Raw genomic sequence first — 23,839 nt, 5'->3', positions numbered from 1 at the left:
TTGTAAATTGTATTTGAAGTGAAATATTATTCTTTTTAGAGGTGATGTTTATTGCATGGTAGTTTGATTATTATTGAATCATCTTTAAGCGATTTAAATCCCTCGGAACGTAGAGTTGCAGAGTATATTCTTGAGCATCCAGATGAAATTATTAATTATTCTGTACAAAAACTAGCAGACCTAACAAACGTCAGTGTGGCAACGGTTGTTAGGTTATCTAAAAAATTGAAATGTAAGGGCTTTCAAGACTTAAAGCTAAAAATCGCTTATGACTTAAACGAACCGGGGAATATTCAACGTGGTTATGCAGAAATAGATAAAGATTATTCAATTGAAGAAGTTACGCAAACTGTATTTCATAACAATACTAAGACTTTAAGAGATACAGAAAGAATTTTATCAACAGAAAATATTAAACATGCTTTTGAATTAATTGTTAATTCGAGAAAAACATGTATCTATGGTATTGGGGCTTCAGCACTTATTGCACAAGATTTTAAGCAAAAACTAACACGTATCGATTATTGGTGTGATGTCGGAAGTAGTTTTGATGAACAAGTTACTTTAAGTGCTAATCTTTCTTCAGAAGATGTAGTAATTGCTATATCAAGTTCAGGTCAAACTAAAGATATAGTTAATTCTACTCAGTTAGCTAAAGAGAAAGGTGCAAAAGTAATTTCTATAACGAAATATGGTGATAATCCTATATCTAATTTATCAGACGTACAGCTGTTTGTTAGTTCTTCCGAAAAAGCAAAAAGAAGCGGAGCGATGAGCTCAAGAATTGCAATGTTAAGTATCATTGATATTTTGTATATTTGCATTGCTAGTAATGATTATTTAAGCAACCGTCAGAAACTAGAAAATACAAGAAAAGCTATAAAAAATAATAAATTCAAATAGAGGAGTGTTTTAAATGAAAGTAATTATGGTTTGTTCAGGTGGAATGTCAAGCGCAATGGTTGTTGACTCAATAAAGAAACAAGCAGATAAGGAAAATTATGATCTTGAAATTAAAGCGGTCGGATCAGAGGAATTTGAGAATCAAATTGAAAATTACGATTTAGGGCTAGTTGCTCCACAAGTTAAGCATCGTTTAGATAAGTTTAAAAAGATGGGAGATGAAGTTGGGAAACCAGTTGATGTAGTTGATCCAATGGGTTATACACCAATAGGTGCGCCTAAAATTTTAAAACAAATTAAAGGATACGATAAATAGTATAAATGTTTGGGAGATGGTTTTATGCAAAAGTTATTACAATGGCTTGAAAAAGTATTAATGACACCAATGGCAAAAGCATCTGAGCAAAGACATTTAGTTGCCATTCGTGATGGTATTATTGCAACGTTACCATTGATTATTGTCGGATCATTCTTCACTTTATTTGCGTCACCACCAATACCCTATTTTGCAGATTTAGTACAACCACATGCTGAGAAGATAATGATCGCAAATAGAATGACATTAGGTTTAATGGCTTTATATGCAGCGTTTTGTATGGGGTATAATTTATCAAAATCATACAAAATGGATGGTCTTTCAGGTGGTTTACTTTCATTAGCAACCTTTCTAATGATGAATATTCCATTAAATTTAGATGATAAATTAGCTAAAAAAGATGCTGTTGGATATGTGTTGCCTATGGCAGATTTAGGAGGTTCTGGTTTATTTGTAGCTATCATTTCTATGATATTTGCAGTAGAAATAAGTCGATTAGTTATTAAATCAGGTTTTACTATTAAAATGCCGGAACAAGTTCCTAGTTCAGTTGCCAGATCTTTTGAATCTTTAATTCCAGCAACTTTAGTTATTATCATTTCATGGTTCGTTCGTGTGATTTTAAATATAGATTTAAATAAGATTGTTAACATGCTATTTGAACCGCTTGGCAAATTTGCAGGCGATTCATTATTAGGTGCTTTAATACCAGTATTCTTTATTGTTCTTTTATGGGCTGCAGGTATACATGGTGTTGCTGTTATGGGTGCTGTTTTCCAACCGATTTGGTTCTCGCTTTTAGATCAAAACATAGATGCTAAGGCAGCTGGAGAGCAACTTCCTAATATAGTTGTAGAACCGTTTTTCCAATGGTTTGTTTGGATTGGAGGAGCAGGTGCAACGTTAAGTCTATGTATATTAATGGTTTTCTCTAAATCAGAGTATCTTAAAAAAGTAGGGAGATTCTCAATTATTCCTAGTATATTTAATATAAATGAACCTCTAATTTTTGGGACTCCATTAGTAATGAATCCTATTCTAGCTTTACCATTCATATTTATTCCTTTGGTTTTAACGACGATCACGTATTTTGTTTTTAAATTAGGATTAATTGCAAAAATCACAATTTTAGCACCATGGACATTACCGGGACCTATCGGTGCATTGTTTGCTACTAGCGGAGATTGGAAAGCACTGATATTAGTATTAATTAATTTACTTATTGCAATTGTGCTTTATTATCCTTTCTTTAAAAAATATGAGCGTGAAATGTTAGCTCAAGAACAAAGTCTTAATGAAGATTCTGCAGAAAAAGAATAGGATGGGTGACTTGTTATGGAAAATAAAAATGAAGCAGAGATATTTGAAATTATTGCACATGGAGGAAATGCGAAAAGTTTAGCTTATGAAGCATTAAATAGTGCTGCTGAAGGAAACTTTGAAGAAGCAAAAAAACTTTTAGATGAATCAGAGCATGAAATGGCGGAAGCTCATAAAACACAAACACGTTTAATTCAAGATGAAATTAATGGTGAAAAAGTTGATACTTCGCTATTAATGATTCATGCACAAGATCATCTTATGACAGCATTGAGTGAAAAAAGTTTAATTGAGAAGATGATTGAACTATATAAAAAGTTAGAAGAGAAGTGATATTCTATGAGACTTTTGTATATATTAGGTTTATTAATTTTATTAGTTTTTTGCCGTAAGCTATCACAATTGATTATTAGGAAAGTAGCGATTAACAGATGGTTACTTTTAGTAATTATGCCATTTATCATTGGTATTCCAATTATGATTTTCGATGAAATTAATACACTCGGATGGACAATTATATATTTTTTGATTATATTCAATAGTATTTTATTTTTTGAAAAATCAAGACAATTACTTGAAAATAAAAAAATTAAAGGTGTTATCTACAAATCTGAGGAGGGCAAATAAATGCATCGATTAGGTATCTCAATTTATCCTACACAATCTGACTTAGAGATGATGAAAGATTACATTGATAATAGTGTGAGATATGGTTTTAAACGAATATTTACTAATTTGCTATCAGTGAAACAAGAAGAACGTGAAATTTTTGAAAAGTTTAAGGAAATTGTTAAATATGCCAATAAGAACGATATGGAGGTCATAGCTGATATTAATCGGGAAGTGTTTAAAGACCTTCAAATAGATAATTTAGATTTAGCATTTTTCGATCAATTGGGAGTTTCTGGAATTCGAATTGATTCAGGTTTTTCAGCACAAGAAGTAGCAAAAATGACTCATAATAAGCAAAATATGTTTATTGAATTAAATATAAGTACGAGTGCAACCTTTATTAATGATGTTTCAAATTATAAGCCTAATAAAGACAATTTGATAGGATGTCACAACTTTTATCCACAGCAATATACAGGTTTATCATTTAATCATTTTCAAAAAACATCAGAATCATATAAACAACATCAATTGACGACTGCAGCATTCGTGACATCTCAACATGGCAATATAGGACCATGGAAGGTAATGGAAGGTTTACCTACATTAGAAGACCATAGAGATTTGCCGATTGAAGTTCAAGCGAAGCACTTATTAATGACTGGGCTAATTGATGATATTATTATAAGTAACGCTTATGCTACCGATGAAGAGTTATATGCATTATCCAAGATTAATTTTTCAATGCCTACACTCAATATAGAGTTAAATCCTGATATTTCAAATTTAGAAAAAAAGATTGTTTTGGAAGAAGAGCACTTTAATCGTGGCGATGTCTCAGACTATGTTATTCGCTCAACAATGAGTAGAGTACATTTTAAAGATAGAGAATTTCCACCACATAATACTTCTAAAATTGAAAAGGGAGATATTTTAATTTGTAATGAAACTTATGGTCATTATAAGGGAGAAATGCAGATAGCACTTCAAAATATGGAAAATAGTGGTGTGAAAAATGTTATTGGTAAAATTAATGAGGATGAACATTTTTTATTAGATTTAATAGAACCTTGGCAATCTTTCGTGTTGAATGTGAAAGAATAGGATTGATTTAACAATGAATATTAATAAGAAATATTATATTGGTATTGATGGCGGAGGAACAAAAACGGCAGGTGTGATTGGTAACAACTATGGAGAAATCGTCGGGTATACTATGGCTGAATCTACAAATATACAGGTTAAAGGGTTAGATTCTGTTAAAACGACATTAATGAATATGATATCGATATTAAGAAAACAAGCTAAGATAGAGTTAAATGATATAAACACTATATATTTATCTTTAAGTGGTGCTGGGAGAGATTTAGAAAAAAACTTAATCAAAAAGTCATTGGAAGGGTACAAATTGCATAGGATAAAAGTTATTGTTGAAAATGACGCCATATGTGCTTTGGCATCGGGTACATATGGAGAGTCCGGTATTGTACTTATAGCTGGTACTGGATCTATATCATATTGCTATAATAAGAAAACAAATGAATTAAATAGAGTTGGTGGATGGGGATATGTACTAGGTGATGAAGGTAGTGGATATGATATAGGTAGGCAAGCACTTGTTGCAATAATGAAAAGTTATGATGGAAGAGGTAAGTCTACTCAATTAACTGAAGCACTTAAAAAACATTTAAGTCTAAGACATGAAACAGATATAATTCCATACGTGTATCAAAATTTAGAGATGCGATCAAATATCGCTTCATTAGCAAAAGTAGTTTTTGAAGTTGCTCGAAGTGGTGATGATGTTGCTATAGAAATTATTAATAACAGTATAGATTCATTGATTGAGTTAGTTAAGGGTGCGTTTCTTTTAATTGATAAAAAACAATATAAACCACCTATCGTATTATGTGGAGGTCTATTCTCTAATCTTGAGTTTAAAGATAATGTTATTATTAAGTTGAAGAAGACATATCCAAGTAATGAAATTATAATACCTAAATTCCCACCCGTAATTGGAGCTTATGTATTGTCTTTAATAGAAAATAATCAGAATAAATTTACTCGAACGATTCAACAAGCTGTTGAAAATAGTTGGAACGACATTAATAAATTATATTAAAAAGAGTGCTCCAAAAATTATAATGGAGCACTTTTTTTGCAAGAAATACTTTCAAATAAGTATTTACAAAGTACACTTTTATAAATAAAATATAGTATAATTAATTGATTTTAAAAATGCAAATTATATGAGGAGACATAGATGAAGAAACTATTATTTATGTGTGGGGTGTTTTTACTTTTACTTGCAGCTTGTGGTTCTAATGATGGTTCTAAAGAAGATAGCGCTAAAACGAAATCTAACGCGGAACAAACAAAATCTAAGAAGTCTAAAAAAGAACAAAAGCTGGAAAAGGAAGTAGCAAAGCTATCTGAAAAACAAAAATTAGCACTTGCCTTCTGTGTGGAGGATGTTGACCGATATACATTGACTAAGAATGAAATTCTAACTGGAATTTATGAATACAAACTTGCGACTGGAAATAAAAACTTTAAACTAGTTGATTTCAAACTTGTGAAGTACGATGATAGTATCAAAAATGCTCCAAAAGGTATGAATTTCTATAATGTATCACCTAATAAAGGGAACTTTGAAGCATTAATCGGAGTTAGTAACGATAAAATCTTTATCGGACGCATGCAATCTGGTTCATTAGATTACAAAGATTTATTAGGAAAAGGTAAAGAAGTAAAACTAATTGATGTCTATAAAGCGAATAAAGACAACAAAGCTTTACCAGAATTAACGGATAAGATAAATATTGTAGATAGTTTATCTAAAAAAGATAAGGAAAATAATAATCCATTATCTGCTGAATACTTAGAGAAGTCAGGAACAGTAAATACACATTTCCGTAACCAAGTGTATCAAATGATTTCGGATTTTGAAGGTATTGCGGTAGGTAAGACCAACTATTTATGGGACGATGTTAAAATGGTCGGTCATAGTGGCGATTGGATTGTGAATTATCGAAATAAAGATGGCGAAATTTTAGGTACATATAAAACTAAAAATAATAAATTTATTAAGTTAGATGCTAACGGTAAAGTCATTAAGCAAGAAAATTAATAAGTTCAAACCCAAGTTCTCAGGTTAATTAAATTAGACTGAGAACTTTTTTATAGGGTTCTATAATTATGCCAGTATGATACGATAAAGGTAAGGGAAAGACGGCAATTAAAATTACGCAAAGGAGTTTATGCTTATGAATCCAAAAGTAGGTTTTGGCGAAGCATTTAAGTTGTTTTGGAAAAATTATTTTAATTTCAAAGGTCGTTCAAGACGAAGTGAATTTTGGTTTATGCAATTATGGCATTTAATCTTTTATGGACCCGCTCTGATTCTTTATATTATGGCATTAATCATGATTATGTTCGCAGCAGGGTTTCAATCTGAAGGCTTATCAATTTTAAGCGTAGTTATGTTAGTTATCACAATCATTTATATGATTTTATACGCAATTATTACATTCATTCCTAATTTAGCGATGACAGTCAGACGATTCCATGACACTGATCGTACGATGTTTATTCCTATCTTATCAGTTGTATTAGGTGTGATATCTTTTATTGTGCAATTGATTTGGAATATTAATGACCCCAATGGTGAAAATGGTTGGGCACTGTTATTTATTCTCCTATTTTCCCTAGTACAATTTGCTGTTTCAATCTACCAAATAGTAATCACATGCTTAAATAGTAAATTTAATAAAAATAAATATGGAGAAAGCCCTAAATTCAAAGGACATTATGAATAACCCAATGTTCTAATTCAATATGCTTAGCAACATAAATTAAGGTTCAACGTGCAGTTAATGATTAACCACATTGAACCTTTTTATTATGTCTATTTACGTTTACCTACATGCCATTTCCAATATGTGAACATGCGCAGGAGATATTCTAATGGACCGTATCGGAAGTATCTTTGATGCAATGTTGCTAATAGTACTAAAACTATATAGATAATTACGAATAAAATGCTTGTGTAAATGAGTATATCTTTGCCAAATAATCCTAGACCGTAACTATAGAAGATGAGTGTACCAATGATACTTTGACTAATGTAAATGGTAAGAGATATTTTGCCGGCATTTTCCAAACCTTTAAAAATTGGATGCGTCTCATAACGTTGGTATAAATATTTAAATAAACTCATGTAACCTAAGGATAAAATCGGTCCAAATATAGCTACAAGCGTACCTGAAATAGCCTCGTTATCCAACCAGAGTATGGTTGATTTGGCAAAAATAGATACTGGAATAAGGTATATAAAGAGTTTCGACGTCCAAAAGTGTTTCGCATCTTTCTCGAACCATCCACATCTAGAAAGGAAGATACCTAAAGTGAATAATGGTACTTCAAAAAGTATAGCTATCAAGAAGATAGCACCTTTATTATCGCCTAATTGATCTTCTAATTTTGCAAATTTTGGAGATGTCGCTATATCATCTACGTGATGAATATCATTATAGCTACCTTCTGTATAAATCTTTTGCACTTTATGAATATACGAAGCGGAATCATATTTGTCAGATGATGTAGACGTTTGTGAATCATCAAACATAGACCAAATACCCATGACGAGCATGAAAGAAATAATTACAATATTAAACCATTTGAAAGCTTTGGTACTTAGTGAAATAAAAGGTATTACACATAACATAGCTAAACTATAAGCCAATAATATATCGCCTTCCCATATGTAACTTGCATGGATAAAGCCTAAGATAAGTAAGAAAATGGCACGACGTAATAACTTTAATCTAGGCCGTGGCAATCCTTTCAATTTCATAGACTGATACAGTTTATCCATTGAAAAGCCGAAGAGTATTGCAAAAATAGGTAAAAAACTTTCTTCAACAAGTATGATGATAAGGTTGAATATTCCTTGGTTTACAGGACTTAAATGGAAATGTTCGATGTAGTCTTTACCAGATAAACTAAATTGAAATATAAGTAGATTGGCAAGAAATATACCTAATAAGCTGAACCCTCTTAAACTATCAGCAATTGTAATTCGTTTCATAATGTCACCTCAATACTCACAGTAAACAATAATGATAAAATCTATCATAATTTTGTCTTAAATCTATCTTAAATCATCAACTCAACCATAAAGAAGTGGGTCGACAAAATTATAATTTAATCTCATCACCCTACTTATATTGATAATGTTTTACATGAAACAATGTTAATTCAAATCTTTAACCTGATCCTTGGCTCGTTTGTAGATTTTGTTAGGGAAGTTAGTAATTCGCAACAATTCAATTGCATTTCTCGTATTCGCTTTACCTTTTTTAATCTTGTAATCAAAGTGGATTTCATCGTTTTCAATCGTTTCATTAAAGTGAAAGTTTTGATAATTGTCCTTTAATAATTCTGAAAGTTCGATATCATGTGTCGCTGCTACAATTCTGTACTCTGGTTGATGATTCAAATATGATAATACAGATTCTGATGCTGCAATACGTTCAGTTGTATTCGTACCTTTAAAGATTTCATCGATGAAGCAGTATACTGGCATATGCGTCTCTATATCGAATAGACGACGAATAGATTTCAACTCAGCCATGAAGTAACTATCGCCTGACAGAACATCATCGGCATTGGCCATTGACGTATAAACTAAGCCGGGACGATAGCTAAACGCATCCGCCGTCGCAGTTTCTATCGTTTGTGCAAGAATAAGGTTAATTGCTAAAGCTTTCATAAATGTTGATTTTCCTGATGCATTCGACCCCGTTAGTAGAATATTGTGGTTAATGTCGAGGTCGTTTGGGACTGCATTTTCCAGTAAAGGATGAATCAAATTAGTGAATGTTAATGTTTGCTCATTTGAAAAGGCAGTCGGCTCACAATAAGTGTCTAATATGCGTCGATACATGGCTAATGAATAGTGATTGTCTAAGGTGCTGACATAGTCATAGCAGGCCATCACCTCGTCTTGATATCGATAATACGTATACTGGATGATATGGAAGAGGAAATAATCTACCATGAACGCCATCTTGAGTAGCATAATAAATGCGCCACCAATATCTTGATCTCCCACTTTGCCTAGTAGACCACTAAATAAACGTGCCCCTTTAAAGTGACTAAAGTTCGTATTAACTTCTGGTGTGCCTTTAATTTGGTCGAGATGATAACCTTCCTTAAGGACTTTCGCGGTATAGAATAATGACTTTAAATCTTGATCATAAGTACGTTTCAGTGTACCGGATAATACAATATTTAATAGAATCGAAAATAGGGTTATAAGTACTCCAGTTGATGGAGAAATGAAACAAATAATGAGTCCAATAAATGGTATAAATGGACAAATCATAAATAAATTATTTCGCTTTATTGCTTTGAGTTGATCAGGGAAGATAGGGTACACCACTTTGCCAATAGAAGCGAGATGATAAGATACATTGACCCTTAATGTTTCATCATTATTAAATTGGTCTAATAGTTGTTTGTTATTGACCTTAAACATATTGCGTAATGTGGCAAACCAACGCATCTCTCCAATAGCCGTGAAGTTAAAATTGCTACGATGGAAGATTTCTTCCATATTTAAATCTGACCATGTTTTATCATCGATGAGGTTATTATGTTGGTCACGTTTGAGTTTGAATTGATAATCGAAGCGGGAATTTGGACGTATGAAGTTCTCAATAGGCTTCTTATTACGCCAAAGTGTATGTATGTGGTTGATCAATTTCCTCCTGTCTACTATTGTCACAACAACATTTACAATCAAGCCTAATATGATAATACCGATTACCAATAATGCATAAGTCTGATAAATATTCATAACTAAACTCCTTATAAAAATTAAATCATCTACACAATTATTTCATAATTTTATGCAATTAACAAAAGTAGATAATATAAAAAAATTTCACTTCATACATAAGATATTTGTACATATTAAATGATTAAATTTTTAATTGATTCATATTGGTTTCTTAGTGTATATCAGTTATGCTTATAGAGAAATGTAAAAACACAATTGGGTTGGTAGTCCCAATGCAAATGTAATCATTTGTCAGTAACCTTCCTCCTCAGGTCGTCCCTCATTTCAAGTTATATATAGAGGAGGGACAATCATTGGAATTATCAATATTTCATGATGGTCAGTTTTTCATAGGATTGGTTGAATATAGGGAAGAAGATAGGGTTAAGTTGGTGAAATTTACCTTTGGAACTGAGCCAAATAGTGCTGAAATTTTTAATTTTATTTATGGTCATTTAGATGAATTGATAAATCAAACGAAAGTTTCCATTGAAAAAAAGAAACCAAAAAAAGTAAATCCTAAACGTTTACAAAGGCAAGTTGCTAAAGAACAGAAACAACCTAAAACTTCAACTTATGCTCAAAAAGCAATCAAAAAAGAGCAAGAAATGAAAAAAGTACAGGGTAAAAAGAGTAAGAAATTAAAGAAAGAACAGGCGAAAGCACGCAAACGACAGCTTAAAGTTCAAAAAAATAAGCAAAAGAAAAAGGGACATTGAATCTCGCGAAAATAGGATCTCAAACATTTTATATGTATGAGGTTCTATTTTTTATTTAATAATTCGCCTCATAACTTTGCTACATAGATTTCACATCATAGCTCATGATATGCTTATTGATGACATAGGAGGAATTGACTGATATGAAAGACAAATATATATCATCTATAACTCATTTTTCACATCGTCATCAACGACACTTTGTAGGTGAACGTTTATGATGACTTTTTTAGCCATTCTCATTTTTGTTATTACTTTGATTTTTGTTATTTGGCAACCTAAAGGACTAGATATAGGAATTACTGCTGTTGTAGGCGCAGTTTTAGCGCTTATTACTGGAGTTGTTGGTTGGTCTGACATCGTGGAAGTAACAGATATTGTTTGGAACGCAACTTTAACATTTGTCGCTGTCATCTTGATTTCACTTATTCTGGATGAAATTGGTTTCTTTGAATGGGCTGCATTACATATGGTTCGAGCATCTAAAGGGGACGGTTTCAGAATGTTTGTTTATATTATGCTCCTCGGTGCGATAGTGGCAGCATTTTTTGCGAATGATGGTGCTGCACTTATCTTAACGCCAATCGTTTTAGCGATGGTACGTCATCTTGGATTTAGTAAGAAAGTGATCTTTCCTTTCATTATCGCAAGTGGCTTTATCGCTGATGCAACGTCGTTACCTTTTACGGTGAGTAACTTAGTAAATATTGTTTCTGCGGATTACTTCAACATTGGATTTGTAGAATATTTGAGTCATATGCTAATACCAAATATATTCTCACTTCTAGCAAGTATCATTGTATTATGGATTTATTTTCGAACAACGATTCCAAAGACCATTGATATTCGAAAAGTTCAAAGTCCTGGTGCCGCGATTAAAGATCAGAAACTATTTCGCATATCTTGGCTTGTTTTAGCAATACTATTAATAGGTTATCTTGTCAGTGAGTTTATACACGTACCAGTGTCTCTGATTGCTGGAATTGTCGCTATTATCTTCCTACTCTTGGCACGCCAATCAGATGTTGTTTCTACTGGACAAGTAATCAAAGGTGCACCATGGAATATCGTGATTTTTTCATTAGGTATGTATTTAGTCGTATTTGGACTTAAAAATGTTGGCATAACAACTGTCTTAGGTCATATATTTGCATCTATATCTGCGCATGGCTTGTTTACGAGTATTATGGGTGTAGGTTTTATTTCTGCAATTTTATCATCTATCATGAATAACTTACCGACCGTTTTAATTGATGCGATAGCAATACATCAGTCACAAGTGACAGGTATCCTTAGAGAAGGTATGATTTATGCGAATGTAATAGGGTCTGACTTAGGTCCGAAGATTACACCTATAGGTTCATTAGCCACTTTATTATGGCTTCACGTTTTAGCTCAAAAAGATGTCAAAATATCATGGGGCGTTTACTTTAAAACAGGAATAGTCATTACGATTCCAGTACTCTTTTTCACGTTGCTAGGACTATTTCTTACATTACTCATTTTTTAAAAGGAGAAAATCATAATTCGCAATGGGAATAACAGTTAGGCATTCATACGTATCTTTTGAGAATAGACAAACATAGGGTTTAAATTTTTTGATACTATTTTAAAGTATATTCAAGAGAAGTTAGATTGCTCACCATCCCAAAATGTTAATGTATAAATCGACCATTCAAACAGTTAATTGCTAACTTTTATACACCGTGCAGTCTAACCTCATTGTAATATAAGGCTTAGATATATACATAGTTGAATATACATATTTCGCCACTATTAATTGGAAGTATACTCTTTAAAGATAATTGATTAGTTTAGCGAGAATAACTTAAGTGAGGTAACGGATATTTCGTCTATGATTCGTCTATCTCACTTTTTTACGTTTTAGAGTGGATTTGTAAGGACAACATGCTAATTACATTTAAACGAGCATATATGTTTGTGATAAAAGAAATTCATAGTATCTTGAACGTATAAGTATTCCAATTCTATTGAGGTGAGAATGTGAAATCATTAATTGTATATGCCCATCCTGAACCAAAGTCATTCAATGGTGCATTAAAAGATAAAGCTGTAGAAACATTAGAAGCACAAGGTTATGAAGTTAAAGTTTCGGGTTTATACGCAATGGATTTTGATCCAGTTGCTAGAAAAGAAGATTTCAAAAACTTAACAGATCCTGAATTCTTCAAATACGCAGTCGAACAAAAAAATGCATATGATAACGATGAATTAACATCAGTGATTAAGGAAGAATTTGAAAAACTGTTATGGGCAGACTTAGTTATTTTCCAATTTCCACTATGGTGGTTTAGTGTTCCAGCCATACTTAAAGGTTGGTTTGATAAAATCTTTATGTTTGGTGGCATTTATGGCGGAGAATACGACCGTTATGACAAAGCCCGATTAACAGATAAAATAGCCATGATCTCAACTACGACTGGCTCACCCGAAGGAAGCTATGCTGCAAATGGTTTTTCAGGAGATATTTATGAGCAAGTATTATTCCATATTAACCATGGTATGATTTATTTCTCTGGTATGACACCATTAGAACCATTTATTGCTTATCAAGTTAGCCATAGCGAAGAGGTAAGACGTGACTATCTTGAACAATTAGCTGAGAAATTAAAACATATCGATGACATTCCTAGAATTCAATATCATAAATTAGAAGATTTCGATGATAACGGACAATTAAAATAGACGTTTTTGAAATACAAGCATCATCAAAATGAATCATTTATTCATTTTGGTGATGCTTTTTTAATTGTAAGTATTTATAGGTCTAACCAGCGCTGAAATGACGAAAATAATAAATGTAATTTAAATTGTAATCGTATATCAGCTGATAAATAGGGTATGATGTATATAATCATCTGATGATATACATTCTATTTTATTTAAGGTGTTGATGAGTTATGGAAGAAAAGAAGCATAAGAAATTTAAGTTTAAGACGCCTCATACATATGCTTTATTAATGTTTGTTATTTTTCTAGCTTGGTTATTAACTTACATTATTCCAGCTGGTGAATATGCGCGTGAAAAGAAAGGTGATCAAACACTTGTCGTTTCAGGAACATACCATACTGTGGAATCGGCAAATGTCAATTTCCTCGAAATATTCAGGTCAATTCCTGAAGGACTAATCAGTGGCGGAGAAATCGTATTCTATATATTCCTAGTAGGTGGTGCCTTTGGCATTATTCATAAGACGGGTGCTTTCGAAAATGGTGTAAACAAAGCAATGAGAATGTTAGGGAAGGCCAATTTCCTAATGATTCCATTGACGATGACGATATTCTCTATATTAGGATTTACAATTGGATTAGCAGAAGAAACAATTATCTTTGTTCCAATTGGCATTATAATCGCTCGAACATTAGGTTACGACGCCTTAACAGGTGCTGCAATGGTTATTTTAGGTGCTGCCAGTGGTTTCAGTGGAGGTATGTTAAATCCCTTTACAGTTGGTGTGGCACAAACCGTTGCTGAACTACCAATGTTCTCAGGCTGGGGTTTACGTACAATTATCTATTTATTTATCTTAACTGCAGCCATTTCTACAGTTATGTTATATGCACGTAAAGTGAAGAAAGATAAGTCAAAAAGTATTGTGTATGAGCTAGAAAAAGAAGAAGGTCATATTATTCAAGAAATCACTTATCAACACTTTAGTAAGAGACAAGCAGCTAGCTTACTTATTATAGTTGCTACAATTCTATTTAACGTATTTGGCATATTTGTATTCGATTGGACGTTTAATGAGATGAGCGCCAATTTCTTACTTGCTGGTATTGTTGCAGGTTTAGTAAGCGGACTTGGATTAAATGGTACATTTGACGCATTAATTGAAGGAATGCAGAACATTTTATTTGGCGCAATGATTGTTGGATTCGCTAAAGGAATCGTTGTTATTTTGGAAAATGGTAAAATCATCGATACGATTGTTCATGGCATGACAACATTGCTATCAGATATACCAGCTTCATTTGTTATTATTGCTATGTTTATATTACAGTTCTTACTTAATTTCTTTATACCATCTGGATCGGGTCAAGCATTAACAACAATGCCATTAATGGTACCAATATCAGATTTACTGCATATTAATCGTCAGTTAACGGTACTCGCTTTCCAATATGGTGATTCAATCAGTAACATTTTATTCCCAACTTCAGCAATCTTAATGGGAGCATTAGCTGTTGGACGAATTACTTATACTCAATGGATTAAATTTGTGTGGAAGTTGATACTATTATGGGTAATTATTTGTGCTGTGGCGATGTCGATTGCGCTTATAATTGGTTATTAAAAATTTCTCAAGAAGCACTTGGAAATTTGTTTAAAGGCTTGACAGGTAAGACTGACGCTTGTCTGAAGTTAGTAGGAAGTACGTCTAACAAACGCTGTCATAACAATGTAAAGGCGGGTTTCTAAATAAATAGGAACCAGCCCTTTAAATGCTTGAATTTATCAATTATTTAAAAGATTATAAAAATCTATAAAACAACACATAACAAAGATGTGTCGATTTTGTTATAAAGATTTTGCTCAATTCAAAATAGTTTTAGTATATAATACTGTGTAACACCAATTGAAAGGAGCAACTTATGAACTTAAATAGTATTAATTTAGTTTCAGGTATTTTATGCTTATTATCATTTTTATTAGTAGTTTCTATCATGTTTACGAGCATGTTCTGGTTTCTTCCAGGATTGTTTGTGATGTTATTAGCTATTATTGCAAATGTCTTAGGCATCTTGAAAGGCAATAAAGCCATAAATATTACAATGTTAATTTTAAATATTGTATTTTTAGTTATTTTCTCAAGCCCTTTATTATTAGCTTAATATTTTGAGAAAATTATAGATATCTTAAATTTCCAGAGGAAGTGGGATAGAAATTAATGTAATGATTAATTTCTGTACTCGCTTCTTTTTTATTTATCCTTAATAAGGGTATATAGAAGGTATAGATAAAGATAGCTAAGGGGGATTTATAATGGATGTAAGATTTCCAATAGGAGAATTTGAAGCGCCAACAAATTCAACATTAATTGATGTGAAACAATGGATGAGTGAAATTGAAGCATATAGTGATCAGTTGAAGGAAACGGTTCATCAATTGAGTGATGAGCAGTTAGAACGTTGTTATCGAGAAGGAAGTTGGACGGTTAGACAATTAGTACATCATATTGCAGATTCTCAGATTAATTTGTATGAAAGATTGAAAATGGCACTGACTGAAGATGACGTAACGGCGTTCATGTTTAATCAAGAACGTTGGGCAGAGTTGCCAGACTCTAAATTACCTATGCAAGTTTCAATTACTATTTTAGAGGGACTCAACCAACGCGTTGTAGAGATGGGAAATCATGTTACTGAAGGTGAATTAAATCGTTCTATCAAGCTATCAGATGGTAGCAATGTACCGGTTTCAGAATTACTTGCGAAATTATCATGGCATGAGCGTCATCATTTAGAGCACATTAAGATTGCATTATCCGACCAAGGCGTATCAAAAGAGTAGTAAATACAGTTATAAAGTTGAGCGTCTACAACTTAAGAATGAACTTTGTCGAAAGCAAGTGTAATTCATCAAACTAATATGATAAAACTGCTATAATCTGTACCTACCAAGAGAAAGATAGGGGAGGAAGTTTCATGAAGGAACAAGTTTTAGTAACTGGAGGGACAGGTTTTTTAGGTTTACGTATTGTCGCGGAATTATTAAAGCAAGATTATAGTGTACGTGCAACAATTCGTTCGTTATCTAAGAAAGATACTATTTTAGAAACATTAAAGGCACAAAATATTGATACGTAAAATTTAGCATTTGTTGAAGCGGATTTATCTAAAGATGATAACTGGGAAGATGCTATGAAAGATTGCACCTATGTGATGAGTGTAGCATCGTCTGTAGTGATGGGTAGTGTTAGCGTAACTGATGAACAATCGATTAATAAACAAGCCGTTGAAGGTATTCAGCGTATCTTGAGAGCTGCCGAGAAAACGAATGTGAAACGTGTAATAATGACTGCAAACTTTGGCGCAGTAGGATTTAGTAATAAAGATAAATCTAGTGTGACAACAGAAGAACATTGGACTAATCCAAATGAAAAAGGATTTTCTGTTTATGAGAAGTCTAAATTAATTGCTGAACGAGCAGCGTGGGACTTTGTGAATGCTACTGAAAATCACATTGAGTTTGCGACAATCAACCCTGTTGCTATACTTGGACCATCATTAAATCAACATATGTCATTAAGTTTTCAATTTGTAGAAAATATTGCTAGTGGCAAAATGAAACGTATCCCTAATATTCCAATGAATATCATAGATGTCAGAGACGTTGCACAATTACATGTTTTGGCAATGAAGACGCCAGAAGCAAATGGTAAACGTTATATCGCCACTGCAGATGGACAAATCTCTATGCCTGAAATCACACAATTAATTAAAAAAGAACGCCCTGAATTAGCAAGTAAAGTTTCAACTAAGACCATTCCAGATTTCGCAATTAAGCTAGGTGCTAGATTTAATAGTGAAGCACAAGAAGGTAAGTTATTACTTGAAATGAATAGAAATGTTAGTAATCAGCAAGCACGAAATGTTTTAGGTTGGACGCCAAGTTACACTCAAGAAGAAGCCATTCTAGCATCTGTTGACTGTATGAGAGACTATCACATTTTAAAATAAACATAATTGAATAATACATTTAAGCAAACACCTTTATCTTCATTGTTGTAAATAGAAGGTAAAGGTGTCTTTTTACTTACAAATTTAGAAAACGCTTTCTTTTTTCTTGTTTCATGAAAAATACATATGCTAGGATTAGTCTATGATAACGTTTTCATAATAAAAAGTAAGGTGAAACGATGGATAATACACAAATCAAACAATTTATTGAAGATGGTCATTTAACAGTGGGTATTGAGTTCGGTTCAACGCGTATTAAAGCAATTGCGATTGATGACCAATGTCAAACCCTCGCAACAGGTTCATTCGAATGGGAGAACAGTTACCGTAATGGTTATTGGACGTATTCGATGAACGATGCATGGGTAGGCATTCAAAAAGCATATGGCGCAATGACTCAAGAGTTAAAAGATAAATACGATGCAACCGTGAAACAACTTGCTTCTTTAGGTATTAGTGGTATGATGCATGGCTATTTACCGTTTGATGACAATGACGATTTACTCATTCCATTTAGAACGTGGCGTAATAACAATGCTAATAAAGCAGCTGAAATCTTAAGAGAAGATTTCCAAGTAAATATTCCTGAACGTTGGAGTATCGCACAACTTTATCAATCTGCATTGGATCAAGAAGCACATGTTGAGAAAGTACGTTATATGACGACACTTGCCGGATACATACATTGGTATCTAACTGATGAGAAAGTATTAGGTATCGGAGATGCGTCAGGTATGTTCCCAATTGATAGTGAAACACAGGACTATCGTGACGATATTATTCAACGCTTTAATAAGAAGTTTTCTGAAAAGGGTTACACACAAGATGTTAGAGATATCTTACCTAAAGTAGTTGTAGCAGGGGAGTATGCCGGACGTCTTACTGAAACGGGTGCGAAATTAGTTGATCCAAACGGTGAGCTACAAGCCGGATGTCCATTATGTGCACCTGAAGCGGATGCAGCTACAGGTATGGTAGCTACAAATAGTGTTGCACCAAGAACTGGTAATATTTCAGCAGGTACAAGTATCTTCTCGATGATTGTCCTTGAAAAGCCAATCAAAGATGTCTATCCAGAGGTAGATATTGTTACAACACCAGACGGTTATGAAGTAGCAATGATTCATGCGAATAACTGTACATCAGATATAAACGCTTGGGTCGATTTGTTTGGAGAAGTATTTGAAACAATGGGAGTTAAATACGATAAAGGTGAATTGTTCACCAAATTATTTGAACGTGCCTTAAAAGGTGACGAAGATTTAGGTAAGTTATTGTCATATGGTTATATTTCTGGTGAATTTATCACAGATGTACAACATGGTTATCCAATGCTTGTACGATCAGTAGACAGTAACTTTAACTTAGCTAACTTAATGAAAACACATATTTACAGTGCTTTCAGTACGTTGAAGATTGGAATTGATTTATTAAAAGAAAGAGAAAATATTCATATTGATTCAATGTTTGGTCATGGTGGCATCTTTAAAACTGAAAAAGTTGCGCAATCATTCTTAGCAGCTGCTTTAGACAGTCCTGTTCGTGTTATGCAAACTGCAAGTGAAGGTGGCGCATGGGGTATCGCAGTATTGGCGAGATATATGATTGAAACAAAGACATCAAATTTAGCAACATATTTGAATGACTTTGCGTTTAAAGGAACAGAATCAATGACAATCGAACCAACTAAAGATGAAGTTGCAAGCTTTGAGCAATATACAGAACGTTTTAAACAAGGCATTCCACTTGAACGTCTTGCACATGAACAATTTAATTCAGAACAAAAATAATGAATAAAACAAAGGTAGAAAGTGGGATTAAAATGGCGAACGAGATAGAAAAACGAGAACGTCAATTTCTAGGATTGCCTATGGTATTAATATGGGGATACATTGCCGTAGCGATCTTTATGACCGGAGACGGTATGGAGCAAGCATTTTTATCTAAATATATTATGAGTCTTGGCTTTGATAATTCTGAGGCCGGCAATGTCTTAACCGTTTACGGTTTAGTCGTAGCTATCGCTTCATGGTTATCAGGTGTGATGGCTGAGATTTTCAGTCCAAGACGTGTGATGACATTCGCGTTTATTATTTGGATGATCTTCCATGTTGGATTTTTAGTCTTTGGTCTAGAACAACAAAACTATGCCATGATGATGATTATGTATGGTATTCGTGGTTTAGCATATCCAATGTTTATTTATAGCTTTGTCGTATGGATTACATATTCTTCACCAAGTTATAAACTAGCTTCAGCAATGGGTTGGTTCTGGGCAATGTATTCAATCGGTATTGGAGTACTAGGTTCATATTTACCAAGCTTTTCAATTCCAATCATTGGTGAAATGGGTACTTTATGGTCATCATTAATCTTCATCTTAATTGGTGGATTAATCGCAATGTTCTTAGTTAAAGATAAAAAAGGCGAAGATGTCGAAGCACAAAGCATGACTAAGAAAGAAATGTTAAGAGAATTTGGCAGAGGTATCACAATTCTTAAGAATAAGAACGTTGCAGTTGCCTTTGTCGTAAGAATCATCAACCAACTGTCATTATTCGGATTGGTTGTATTCTTACCACACGTTTATACGGCAGATTTCGGATTCACTACGTCAGAATGGTTACGTGTTTGGGGCTTAATGTATATTATTACAATCTTCACTAATTTATTCTGGGGTATTATGGGAGATAAAATTGGTTGGGTACGCCAAGTACGCTGGTTTGGCTGTATTGGTATGGCCGTTTCTACGTTAGCGTTCTATTATTTCCCTGCATGGAGTGGACCTAATATATTCGTGACAACTTTAATTGCACTGATGTTCGGCTTCGCTGTTGCTGCATTCGTTCCAATGTCAGCCATCTTCCCAACGTTAGTACCTGAACATAAAGGGGCGGCAGTGTCCGTACATAACTTAGCAGCTGGTCTAAGTAATTTCCTAGGTTATGGACTTGCAAGTGTCATGCTTATATTCGCCTCAGCTGAAGTAACGATTTGGGCATATGCAGTGATTTATGTATTAGGCTTTGTTCTTACATTCTTTATGAAAGTACAACAGCCTGGAAGACAAGTAAAAACAACAGTTAATACACAATCAAATTAAAAAGGATGATAAAAATGACAAACATTATTGAACAATTTAAAGTAAACGGTAAAGTAGCAATCGTAACAGGCGGTGCCATGGGACTAGGTAAAGCTATGGCAGAAGCATTAGCACAAGCAGGTGCAGATATTGTTATTGCAGACATTAAATTAGATTTAGCTCAAGAAACAGCAAAAGCAATTGCAGATAATGAAGGCGTTAAAACGACAGCATTAAAAGTAGATGTTACAAATCCAGAAGATGTTAGCAAAATGGTAGACGACGTCGTGAATGAGTACGGTAAAGTTGATATCTTAGTAAATAATGCTGGTATGACAATTAATGAAAAAGCAGAAGACGTCTCTTACGAAAACTGGTTAAAAGTAATTAACTTAAACTTAAATGGTGTCTTCTTAGTAGCACAAGCAGTAGGACGTCAAATGATAAAACAAGGTTATGGTTCAATCATTAATACATCATCAATGTCAGGACTAATTGCCAATAAACCACAAGAACAAGCATCTTACAATGCATCTAAAGCAGGCGTTATCATGTTAACGAAAAGTTTAGCAATGGAATGGTCAAAATATGGCATCAAAGTAAACACAATTGCACCAGGCTACATGAAAACAGCATTAACTGAACCAATGTTTAATACTGGTGGTGAAATGATCGATTATTGGATGGGTGCGACACCAATGGGTCGTCCAGGTGAACCAGAAGAATTAGGTGGCATTGTTGTATACCTTGCATCTGACGCTTCATCATTCGCACAAGGTAGCGTATTTACAATTGATGGTGGTTACACTGCATTATAATTATATTTGGAAAAGTGTAAGATGAGTCTTTGCAACTTTTCATTATTAGTGAAAAGAATTTTTTTAGAAGTTTTAATAATTCGATGATATGCATCTCAACTGTAGGATGAAAATCCAATGTTTGAGATGCATTTTTTATATTCAAATCAAGAATTTCTTGAATGAAGTTATGCGTGCCGGTTAGGTTGGGTAAAATGTGAATAGACACATACTGAACGGAGGAATAATGATGAAGCGCTCAATAGATCTTGAAAAGACATTAAAATCGTTAGATGGGCAAAAATATGGAGCGTATAAACGAACGAAAGGTATATATGCTTTTGATCAATTTCACTTAGCAATAGATCATGTACAGGTGGATCCTTTTGCGCCACCTTCAAAAATGCGTCTAATCATTCAACGTGATGTCGCTAAAATTCCAAGTGATTTATTAGATGAGAAAGATAAACGTATTGCAGTATCAGATTTCTTAACTAGAGCATTTGGCCATCAAGCTACGGCATTTAATCGTACTGTTAAAAGTTCAGGTAAAAACGGTAAAATTTTCATCGACCATTGTGGTCAAGAAATGTTAGAACGTACATCAGTCGTAATTAATGATAAAGAAATTGAAGTGCGCATTGAAGTTGGTATGCCAGCAGCAGGACGTAAGATTCTTGGAAAAGCTGCGGCCCATACACTTATAAATGGCTTACCAAAGATAGTAGATCAAGCCATCATGTATCAAAATATTGATCAACAAGCACTTCAACATCAAGTAACCTTAAAATTAGACCAAACGTATATTAGAAATCAACTTGAACAACAACACTTAGTCGCTTTTGTCGCAAACAACGCCATTTTACCACGAAAAAGCGGTGTATCCGATGAGCCAATGAAAGGTGCCATTCAATTTACGAGCCCACAAGCTTTCGAAACAACATTCAATTTACCAAGTGGTCGGGCAGTCACAGGGATGTCTATTCCTGAAGGCATAACATTGATCGTTGGTGGTGGTTATCATGGTAAATCGACCCTATTAGAAGCGCTTGAACGTAGTGTCTATGATCATATTCCAAATGATGGTCGTGAATTTGTTATTACACGTCATGACGCTATGAAGATACGAGCTGAAGATGGACGTGGAATTCAAAATGTTAACATTAGTCCATTTATAGATAACTTACCTGGCAAGAAAGATACAACGCACTTTTCAACTGACAATGCGAGTGGCAGCACATCACAAGCAGCTAATGTCATGGAAGCATTAGAAGCACAAACGTCAACGCTACTTATTGATGAAGATACATCGGCGACGAACTTTATGATTCGTGATGGTCGTATGCAAAAGTTAATTGCGCCTGATAAAGAACCTATAACACCATTTTCTAATAAAGTGAGACCACTTTTTGAAGCGCATCAAGTTTCAACTATTCTAATTGTTGGTGGGTCTGGTGATTATTTTGACGTGGCTGATCAAGTCATGATGATGGATGAGTATCATTTGAAAGATGTGACTGCTGAGGCGAAAGACATTGCACAATCAGATGGATATCAGCGTGACCTACAGGCAAATACGCAATTTGGTGCGATTCCATCTCGTGTGCCTTTAAATGCTTCATTCTCTAAAAAAGGAAAAGACGATCGAATGAAAGCCAAAGGGCTGCACACAGTGATGTACGGCAAAGATGCAATAGATATATCTGGTTTAGAACAATTAGTAGATGACAGTCAAACCAATGCGTTGACCGTTATGATGAATTACTTTAGACATCACCTTATAGATAATCATAAGAGTCTTATTGAGGCAACGAATCAAATGTACGACTTAATTGACGAAGAAGGCATCGAAGCGATATCTAACTTTGATGGACATCCTGGTAATTTAGCGCTTCCTCGTAAGCAAGAATTTATCGGAACATTGAACCGTTATCGTGGTTTAAAAGTAAAATAAAATAACAAAAGCACATTGCACTTGATAGTTAATCAAGCTTTGCAATGTGCTTTTAATTCGTTAAGAAAAAGTCTACAGTAATATCATCATAATATCTTTCGTCATATTCTTCCATTGACGTATTAGGCAGTATGCTTAAGCTTTTGACATAATCAATACCATAATCTTCGACGTAACCACGTTGGCCATGTTTAACATAAGGCGTTACTTTAGACTTAAACTTTACAACTTGTTGTAAAAAGGGTTCTTGGTTATGAAAGTATCTCTTTGATGCATAAACCCAAACGTGATCGAAATACTGACCGCCAATATTAACATCTATTAATAAAATTTTTGAGAAAATAGGCTTGTTTGGAATTTTCACTTTAGGTGTTATAGTAATATGTTCAATTCGACCTATGACGGTTACAGTTTTATTTTTCAAAGATTTCAAGCTATCGCGAGGCATACCATCACCTTCTTTTGCAAAAAATTGTAAAATTGATAACTATTACTTGAAAAAAATAATATTTGATATAATTTTACAACAAAATGCATAAAAAGTGGTGGGATATACATTTTGAAAATACTTTATTTTAGAAGTGTATATT

22 protein-coding genes and 1 pseudogene are annotated in these 23,839 nt (G+C 33.5%); 20 read left to right on the top strand and 3 right to left on the bottom strand.

What is annotated here, in order from left to right; translation table 11 throughout:
* Positions 1 to 51: 51 nt before the first annotated feature.
* The 9 genes from AC1RRU_RS03185 (at position 52) to AC1RRU_RS03145 (ending at position 6,969) form a co-directional block, all read left to right on the top strand.
* The gene (locus tag AC1RRU_RS03185) at positions 52 to 903 is read left to right on the top strand and encodes a MurR/RpiR family transcriptional regulator (RefSeq protein ID WP_011274516.1); all 852 of its coding nucleotides are present in this window, start codon (positions 52 to 54) and stop codon (positions 901 to 903) included.
* A gap of 13 nt (positions 904 to 916) precedes the next feature.
* Entirely contained in the window at positions 917 to 1,219 is a 303-nt protein-coding gene (locus AC1RRU_RS03180) for a PTS sugar transporter subunit IIB (RefSeq protein WP_011274517.1), read from the top strand.
* Between the two features lie 24 nt (positions 1,220 to 1,243).
* Positions 1,244 to 2,539: a PTS sugar transporter subunit IIC gene (locus AC1RRU_RS03175; protein WP_037537454.1), complete on the top strand. Its 1,296-nt coding sequence runs from the start codon at positions 1,244 to 1,246 to the stop codon at positions 2,537 to 2,539.
* 15 nt (positions 2,540 to 2,554) lie between these two features.
* Positions 2,555 to 2,872, top strand: a complete 318-nt coding sequence (locus tag AC1RRU_RS03170) for a PTS lactose/cellobiose transporter subunit IIA (RefSeq protein ID WP_016930533.1) — start codon at positions 2,555 to 2,557, stop codon at positions 2,870 to 2,872.
* Positions 2,873 to 2,878: 6 nt separating this feature from the next.
* Positions 2,879 to 3,166, top strand: a complete 288-nt coding sequence (locus AC1RRU_RS03165; RefSeq protein ID WP_016930534.1) for a hypothetical protein — start codon at positions 2,879 to 2,881, stop codon at positions 3,164 to 3,166.
* Positions 3,167 to 4,255 carry a DUF871 domain-containing protein gene (locus tag AC1RRU_RS03160; RefSeq protein WP_053022281.1) on the top strand — a complete coding sequence of 363 codons (1,089 nt, stop codon included), beginning with the start codon at positions 3,167 to 3,169 and terminating at the stop codon, positions 4,253 to 4,255.
* Positions 4,256 to 4,268: 13 nt separating this feature from the next.
* Positions 4,269 to 5,273: an N-acetylglucosamine kinase gene (locus tag AC1RRU_RS03155; protein WP_037537457.1), complete on the top strand. Its 1,005-nt coding sequence runs from the start codon at positions 4,269 to 4,271 to the stop codon at positions 5,271 to 5,273.
* A gap of 141 nt (positions 5,274 to 5,414) precedes the next feature.
* Positions 5,415 to 6,281 carry a hypothetical protein gene (locus AC1RRU_RS03150; RefSeq protein WP_016930537.1) on the top strand — a complete coding sequence of 289 codons (867 nt, stop codon included), beginning with the start codon at positions 5,415 to 5,417 and terminating at the stop codon, positions 6,279 to 6,281.
* Positions 6,282 to 6,417: 136 nt separating this feature from the next.
* A complete protein-coding gene (locus AC1RRU_RS03145; protein WP_011274524.1) occupies positions 6,418 to 6,969 on the top strand; it encodes a DUF805 domain-containing protein in 552 nt (183 codons plus the stop codon).
* An 89-nt stretch (positions 6,970 to 7,058) separates the two neighbouring features.
* On the opposite strand, the gene AC1RRU_RS03140 is transcribed toward AC1RRU_RS03145, so the two are convergent.
* The gene (locus AC1RRU_RS03140; protein WP_016930538.1) at positions 7,059 to 8,240 is read right to left on the bottom strand and encodes a DUF418 domain-containing protein; all 1,182 of its coding nucleotides are present in this window, start codon (positions 8,238 to 8,240) and stop codon (positions 7,059 to 7,061) included.
* A 165-nt stretch (positions 8,241 to 8,405) separates the two neighbouring features.
* On the bottom strand, positions 8,406 to 10,013 hold the full coding sequence (locus AC1RRU_RS03135; protein ID WP_493196441.1) for a MutS-related protein: 1,608 nt from the start codon (positions 10,011 to 10,013) through the stop codon (positions 8,406 to 8,408).
* A 296-nt stretch (positions 10,014 to 10,309) separates the two neighbouring features.
* Between AC1RRU_RS03135 and AC1RRU_RS03130 the strand changes: the two genes are divergently transcribed.
* From AC1RRU_RS03130 to AC1RRU_RS03080, 11 genes and pseudogenes are all read left to right on the top strand, one after another.
* Entirely contained in the window at positions 10,310 to 10,714 is a 405-nt protein-coding gene (locus AC1RRU_RS03130; RefSeq protein WP_011274527.1) for a YjdF family protein, read from the top strand.
* A gap of 220 nt (positions 10,715 to 10,934) precedes the next feature.
* Positions 10,935 to 12,224 carry an arsenite efflux transporter membrane subunit ArsB gene (gene arsB, locus AC1RRU_RS03125; protein ID WP_029376609.1) on the top strand — a complete coding sequence of 430 codons (1,290 nt, stop codon included), beginning with the start codon at positions 10,935 to 10,937 and terminating at the stop codon, positions 12,222 to 12,224.
* Positions 12,225 to 12,718: 494 nt separating this feature from the next.
* Entirely contained in the window at positions 12,719 to 13,420 is a 702-nt protein-coding gene (locus AC1RRU_RS03120) for an NAD(P)H-dependent oxidoreductase (protein WP_493196440.1), read from the top strand.
* Between the two features lie 215 nt (positions 13,421 to 13,635).
* Entirely contained in the window at positions 13,636 to 15,030 is a 1,395-nt protein-coding gene (locus tag AC1RRU_RS03115; RefSeq protein ID WP_016930542.1) for a YfcC family protein, read from the top strand.
* Positions 15,031 to 15,328: 298 nt separating this feature from the next.
* A complete protein-coding gene (locus AC1RRU_RS03110) occupies positions 15,329 to 15,568 on the top strand; it encodes a hypothetical protein (RefSeq protein WP_011274531.1) in 240 nt (79 codons plus the stop codon).
* A gap of 151 nt (positions 15,569 to 15,719) precedes the next feature.
* A complete protein-coding gene (locus AC1RRU_RS03105) occupies positions 15,720 to 16,247 on the top strand; it encodes a YfiT family bacillithiol transferase (RefSeq protein WP_016930543.1) in 528 nt (175 codons plus the stop codon).
* A gap of 134 nt (positions 16,248 to 16,381) precedes the next feature.
* A pseudogene (locus AC1RRU_RS03100) lies at positions 16,382 to 17,416 on the top strand (SDR family NAD(P)-dependent oxidoreductase).
* A gap of 179 nt (positions 17,417 to 17,595) precedes the next feature.
* On the top strand, positions 17,596 to 19,206 hold the full coding sequence (locus AC1RRU_RS03095; protein WP_493196439.1) for a xylulokinase: 1,611 nt from the start codon (positions 17,596 to 17,598) through the stop codon (positions 19,204 to 19,206).
* 32 nt (positions 19,207 to 19,238) lie between these two features.
* Entirely contained in the window at positions 19,239 to 20,519 is a 1,281-nt protein-coding gene (locus tag AC1RRU_RS03090) for an MFS transporter (protein WP_011274538.1), read from the top strand.
* Positions 20,520 to 20,533: 14 nt separating this feature from the next.
* Complete coding sequence (locus AC1RRU_RS03085; protein WP_016930546.1) at positions 20,534 to 21,316, top strand: glucose 1-dehydrogenase; 783 nt, start codon at positions 20,534 to 20,536, stop codon at positions 21,314 to 21,316.
* Positions 21,317 to 21,545: 229 nt separating this feature from the next.
* Positions 21,546 to 23,249 (top strand): ABC-ATPase domain-containing protein, encoded by a 1,704-nt coding sequence (locus tag AC1RRU_RS03080; RefSeq protein WP_053021978.1) that lies wholly within the window; start codon positions 21,546 to 21,548, stop codon positions 23,247 to 23,249.
* A 52-nt stretch (positions 23,250 to 23,301) separates the two neighbouring features.
* On the opposite strand, the gene AC1RRU_RS03075 is transcribed toward AC1RRU_RS03080, so the two are convergent.
* The gene (locus AC1RRU_RS03075) at positions 23,302 to 23,697 is read right to left on the bottom strand and encodes a hypothetical protein (protein ID WP_049426106.1); all 396 of its coding nucleotides are present in this window, start codon (positions 23,695 to 23,697) and stop codon (positions 23,302 to 23,304) included.
* Positions 23,698 to 23,839: the final 142 nt, after the last annotated feature.

The sequence above is a fragment of the Staphylococcus sp. GW821-FHT11H10 genome, from assembly GCF_058807855.1.
This window is presented reverse-complemented; position numbering and strand designations above follow the sequence as displayed.

Excerpts from the sequence above, each read along its gene's own strand:
- AC1RRU_RS03080 (WP_053021978.1), top strand. The coding sequence starts at position 21,546 with ATGAAGCGCTCAATAGATCTTGAAAAGACATTAAAATCGTTAGATGGG.
- AC1RRU_RS03075 (WP_049426106.1), bottom strand. The coding sequence starts at position 23,697 with ATGCCTCGCGATAGCTTGAAATCTTTGAAAAATAAAACTGTAACCGTC.
- AC1RRU_RS03115 (WP_016930542.1), top strand. The coding sequence starts at position 13,636 with ATGGAAGAAAAGAAGCATAAGAAATTTAAGTTTAAGACGCCTCATACA.
- AC1RRU_RS03095 (WP_493196439.1), top strand. The coding sequence starts at position 17,596 with ATGGATAATACACAAATCAAACAATTTATTGAAGATGGTCATTTAACA.
- AC1RRU_RS03085 (WP_016930546.1), top strand. The coding sequence starts at position 20,534 with ATGACAAACATTATTGAACAATTTAAAGTAAACGGTAAAGTAGCAATC.
- arsB (WP_029376609.1), top strand. The coding sequence starts at position 10,935 with ATGACTTTTTTAGCCATTCTCATTTTTGTTATTACTTTGATTTTTGTT.
- AC1RRU_RS03110 (WP_011274531.1), top strand. The coding sequence starts at position 15,329 with ATGAACTTAAATAGTATTAATTTAGTTTCAGGTATTTTATGCTTATTA.
- AC1RRU_RS03140 (WP_016930538.1), bottom strand. The coding sequence starts at position 8,240 with ATGAAACGAATTACAATTGCTGATAGTTTAAGAGGGTTCAGCTTATTA.
- AC1RRU_RS03165 (WP_016930534.1), top strand. The coding sequence starts at position 2,879 with ATGAGACTTTTGTATATATTAGGTTTATTAATTTTATTAGTTTTTTGC.
- AC1RRU_RS03090 (WP_011274538.1), top strand. The coding sequence starts at position 19,239 with ATGGCGAACGAGATAGAAAAACGAGAACGTCAATTTCTAGGATTGCCT.
- AC1RRU_RS03135 (WP_493196441.1), bottom strand. The coding sequence starts at position 10,013 with ATGAATATTTATCAGACTTATGCATTATTGGTAATCGGTATTATCATA.
- AC1RRU_RS03160 (WP_053022281.1), top strand. The coding sequence starts at position 3,167 with ATGCATCGATTAGGTATCTCAATTTATCCTACACAATCTGACTTAGAG.
- AC1RRU_RS03180 (WP_011274517.1), top strand. The coding sequence starts at position 917 with ATGAAAGTAATTATGGTTTGTTCAGGTGGAATGTCAAGCGCAATGGTT.
- AC1RRU_RS03145 (WP_011274524.1), top strand. The coding sequence starts at position 6,418 with ATGAATCCAAAAGTAGGTTTTGGCGAAGCATTTAAGTTGTTTTGGAAA.
- AC1RRU_RS03150 (WP_016930537.1), top strand. The coding sequence starts at position 5,415 with ATGAAGAAACTATTATTTATGTGTGGGGTGTTTTTACTTTTACTTGCA.
- AC1RRU_RS03155 (WP_037537457.1), top strand. The coding sequence starts at position 4,269 with ATGAATATTAATAAGAAATATTATATTGGTATTGATGGCGGAGGAACA.
- AC1RRU_RS03175 (WP_037537454.1), top strand. The coding sequence starts at position 1,244 with ATGCAAAAGTTATTACAATGGCTTGAAAAAGTATTAATGACACCAATG.
- AC1RRU_RS03170 (WP_016930533.1), top strand. The coding sequence starts at position 2,555 with ATGGAAAATAAAAATGAAGCAGAGATATTTGAAATTATTGCACATGGA.
- AC1RRU_RS03105 (WP_016930543.1), top strand. The coding sequence starts at position 15,720 with ATGGATGTAAGATTTCCAATAGGAGAATTTGAAGCGCCAACAAATTCA.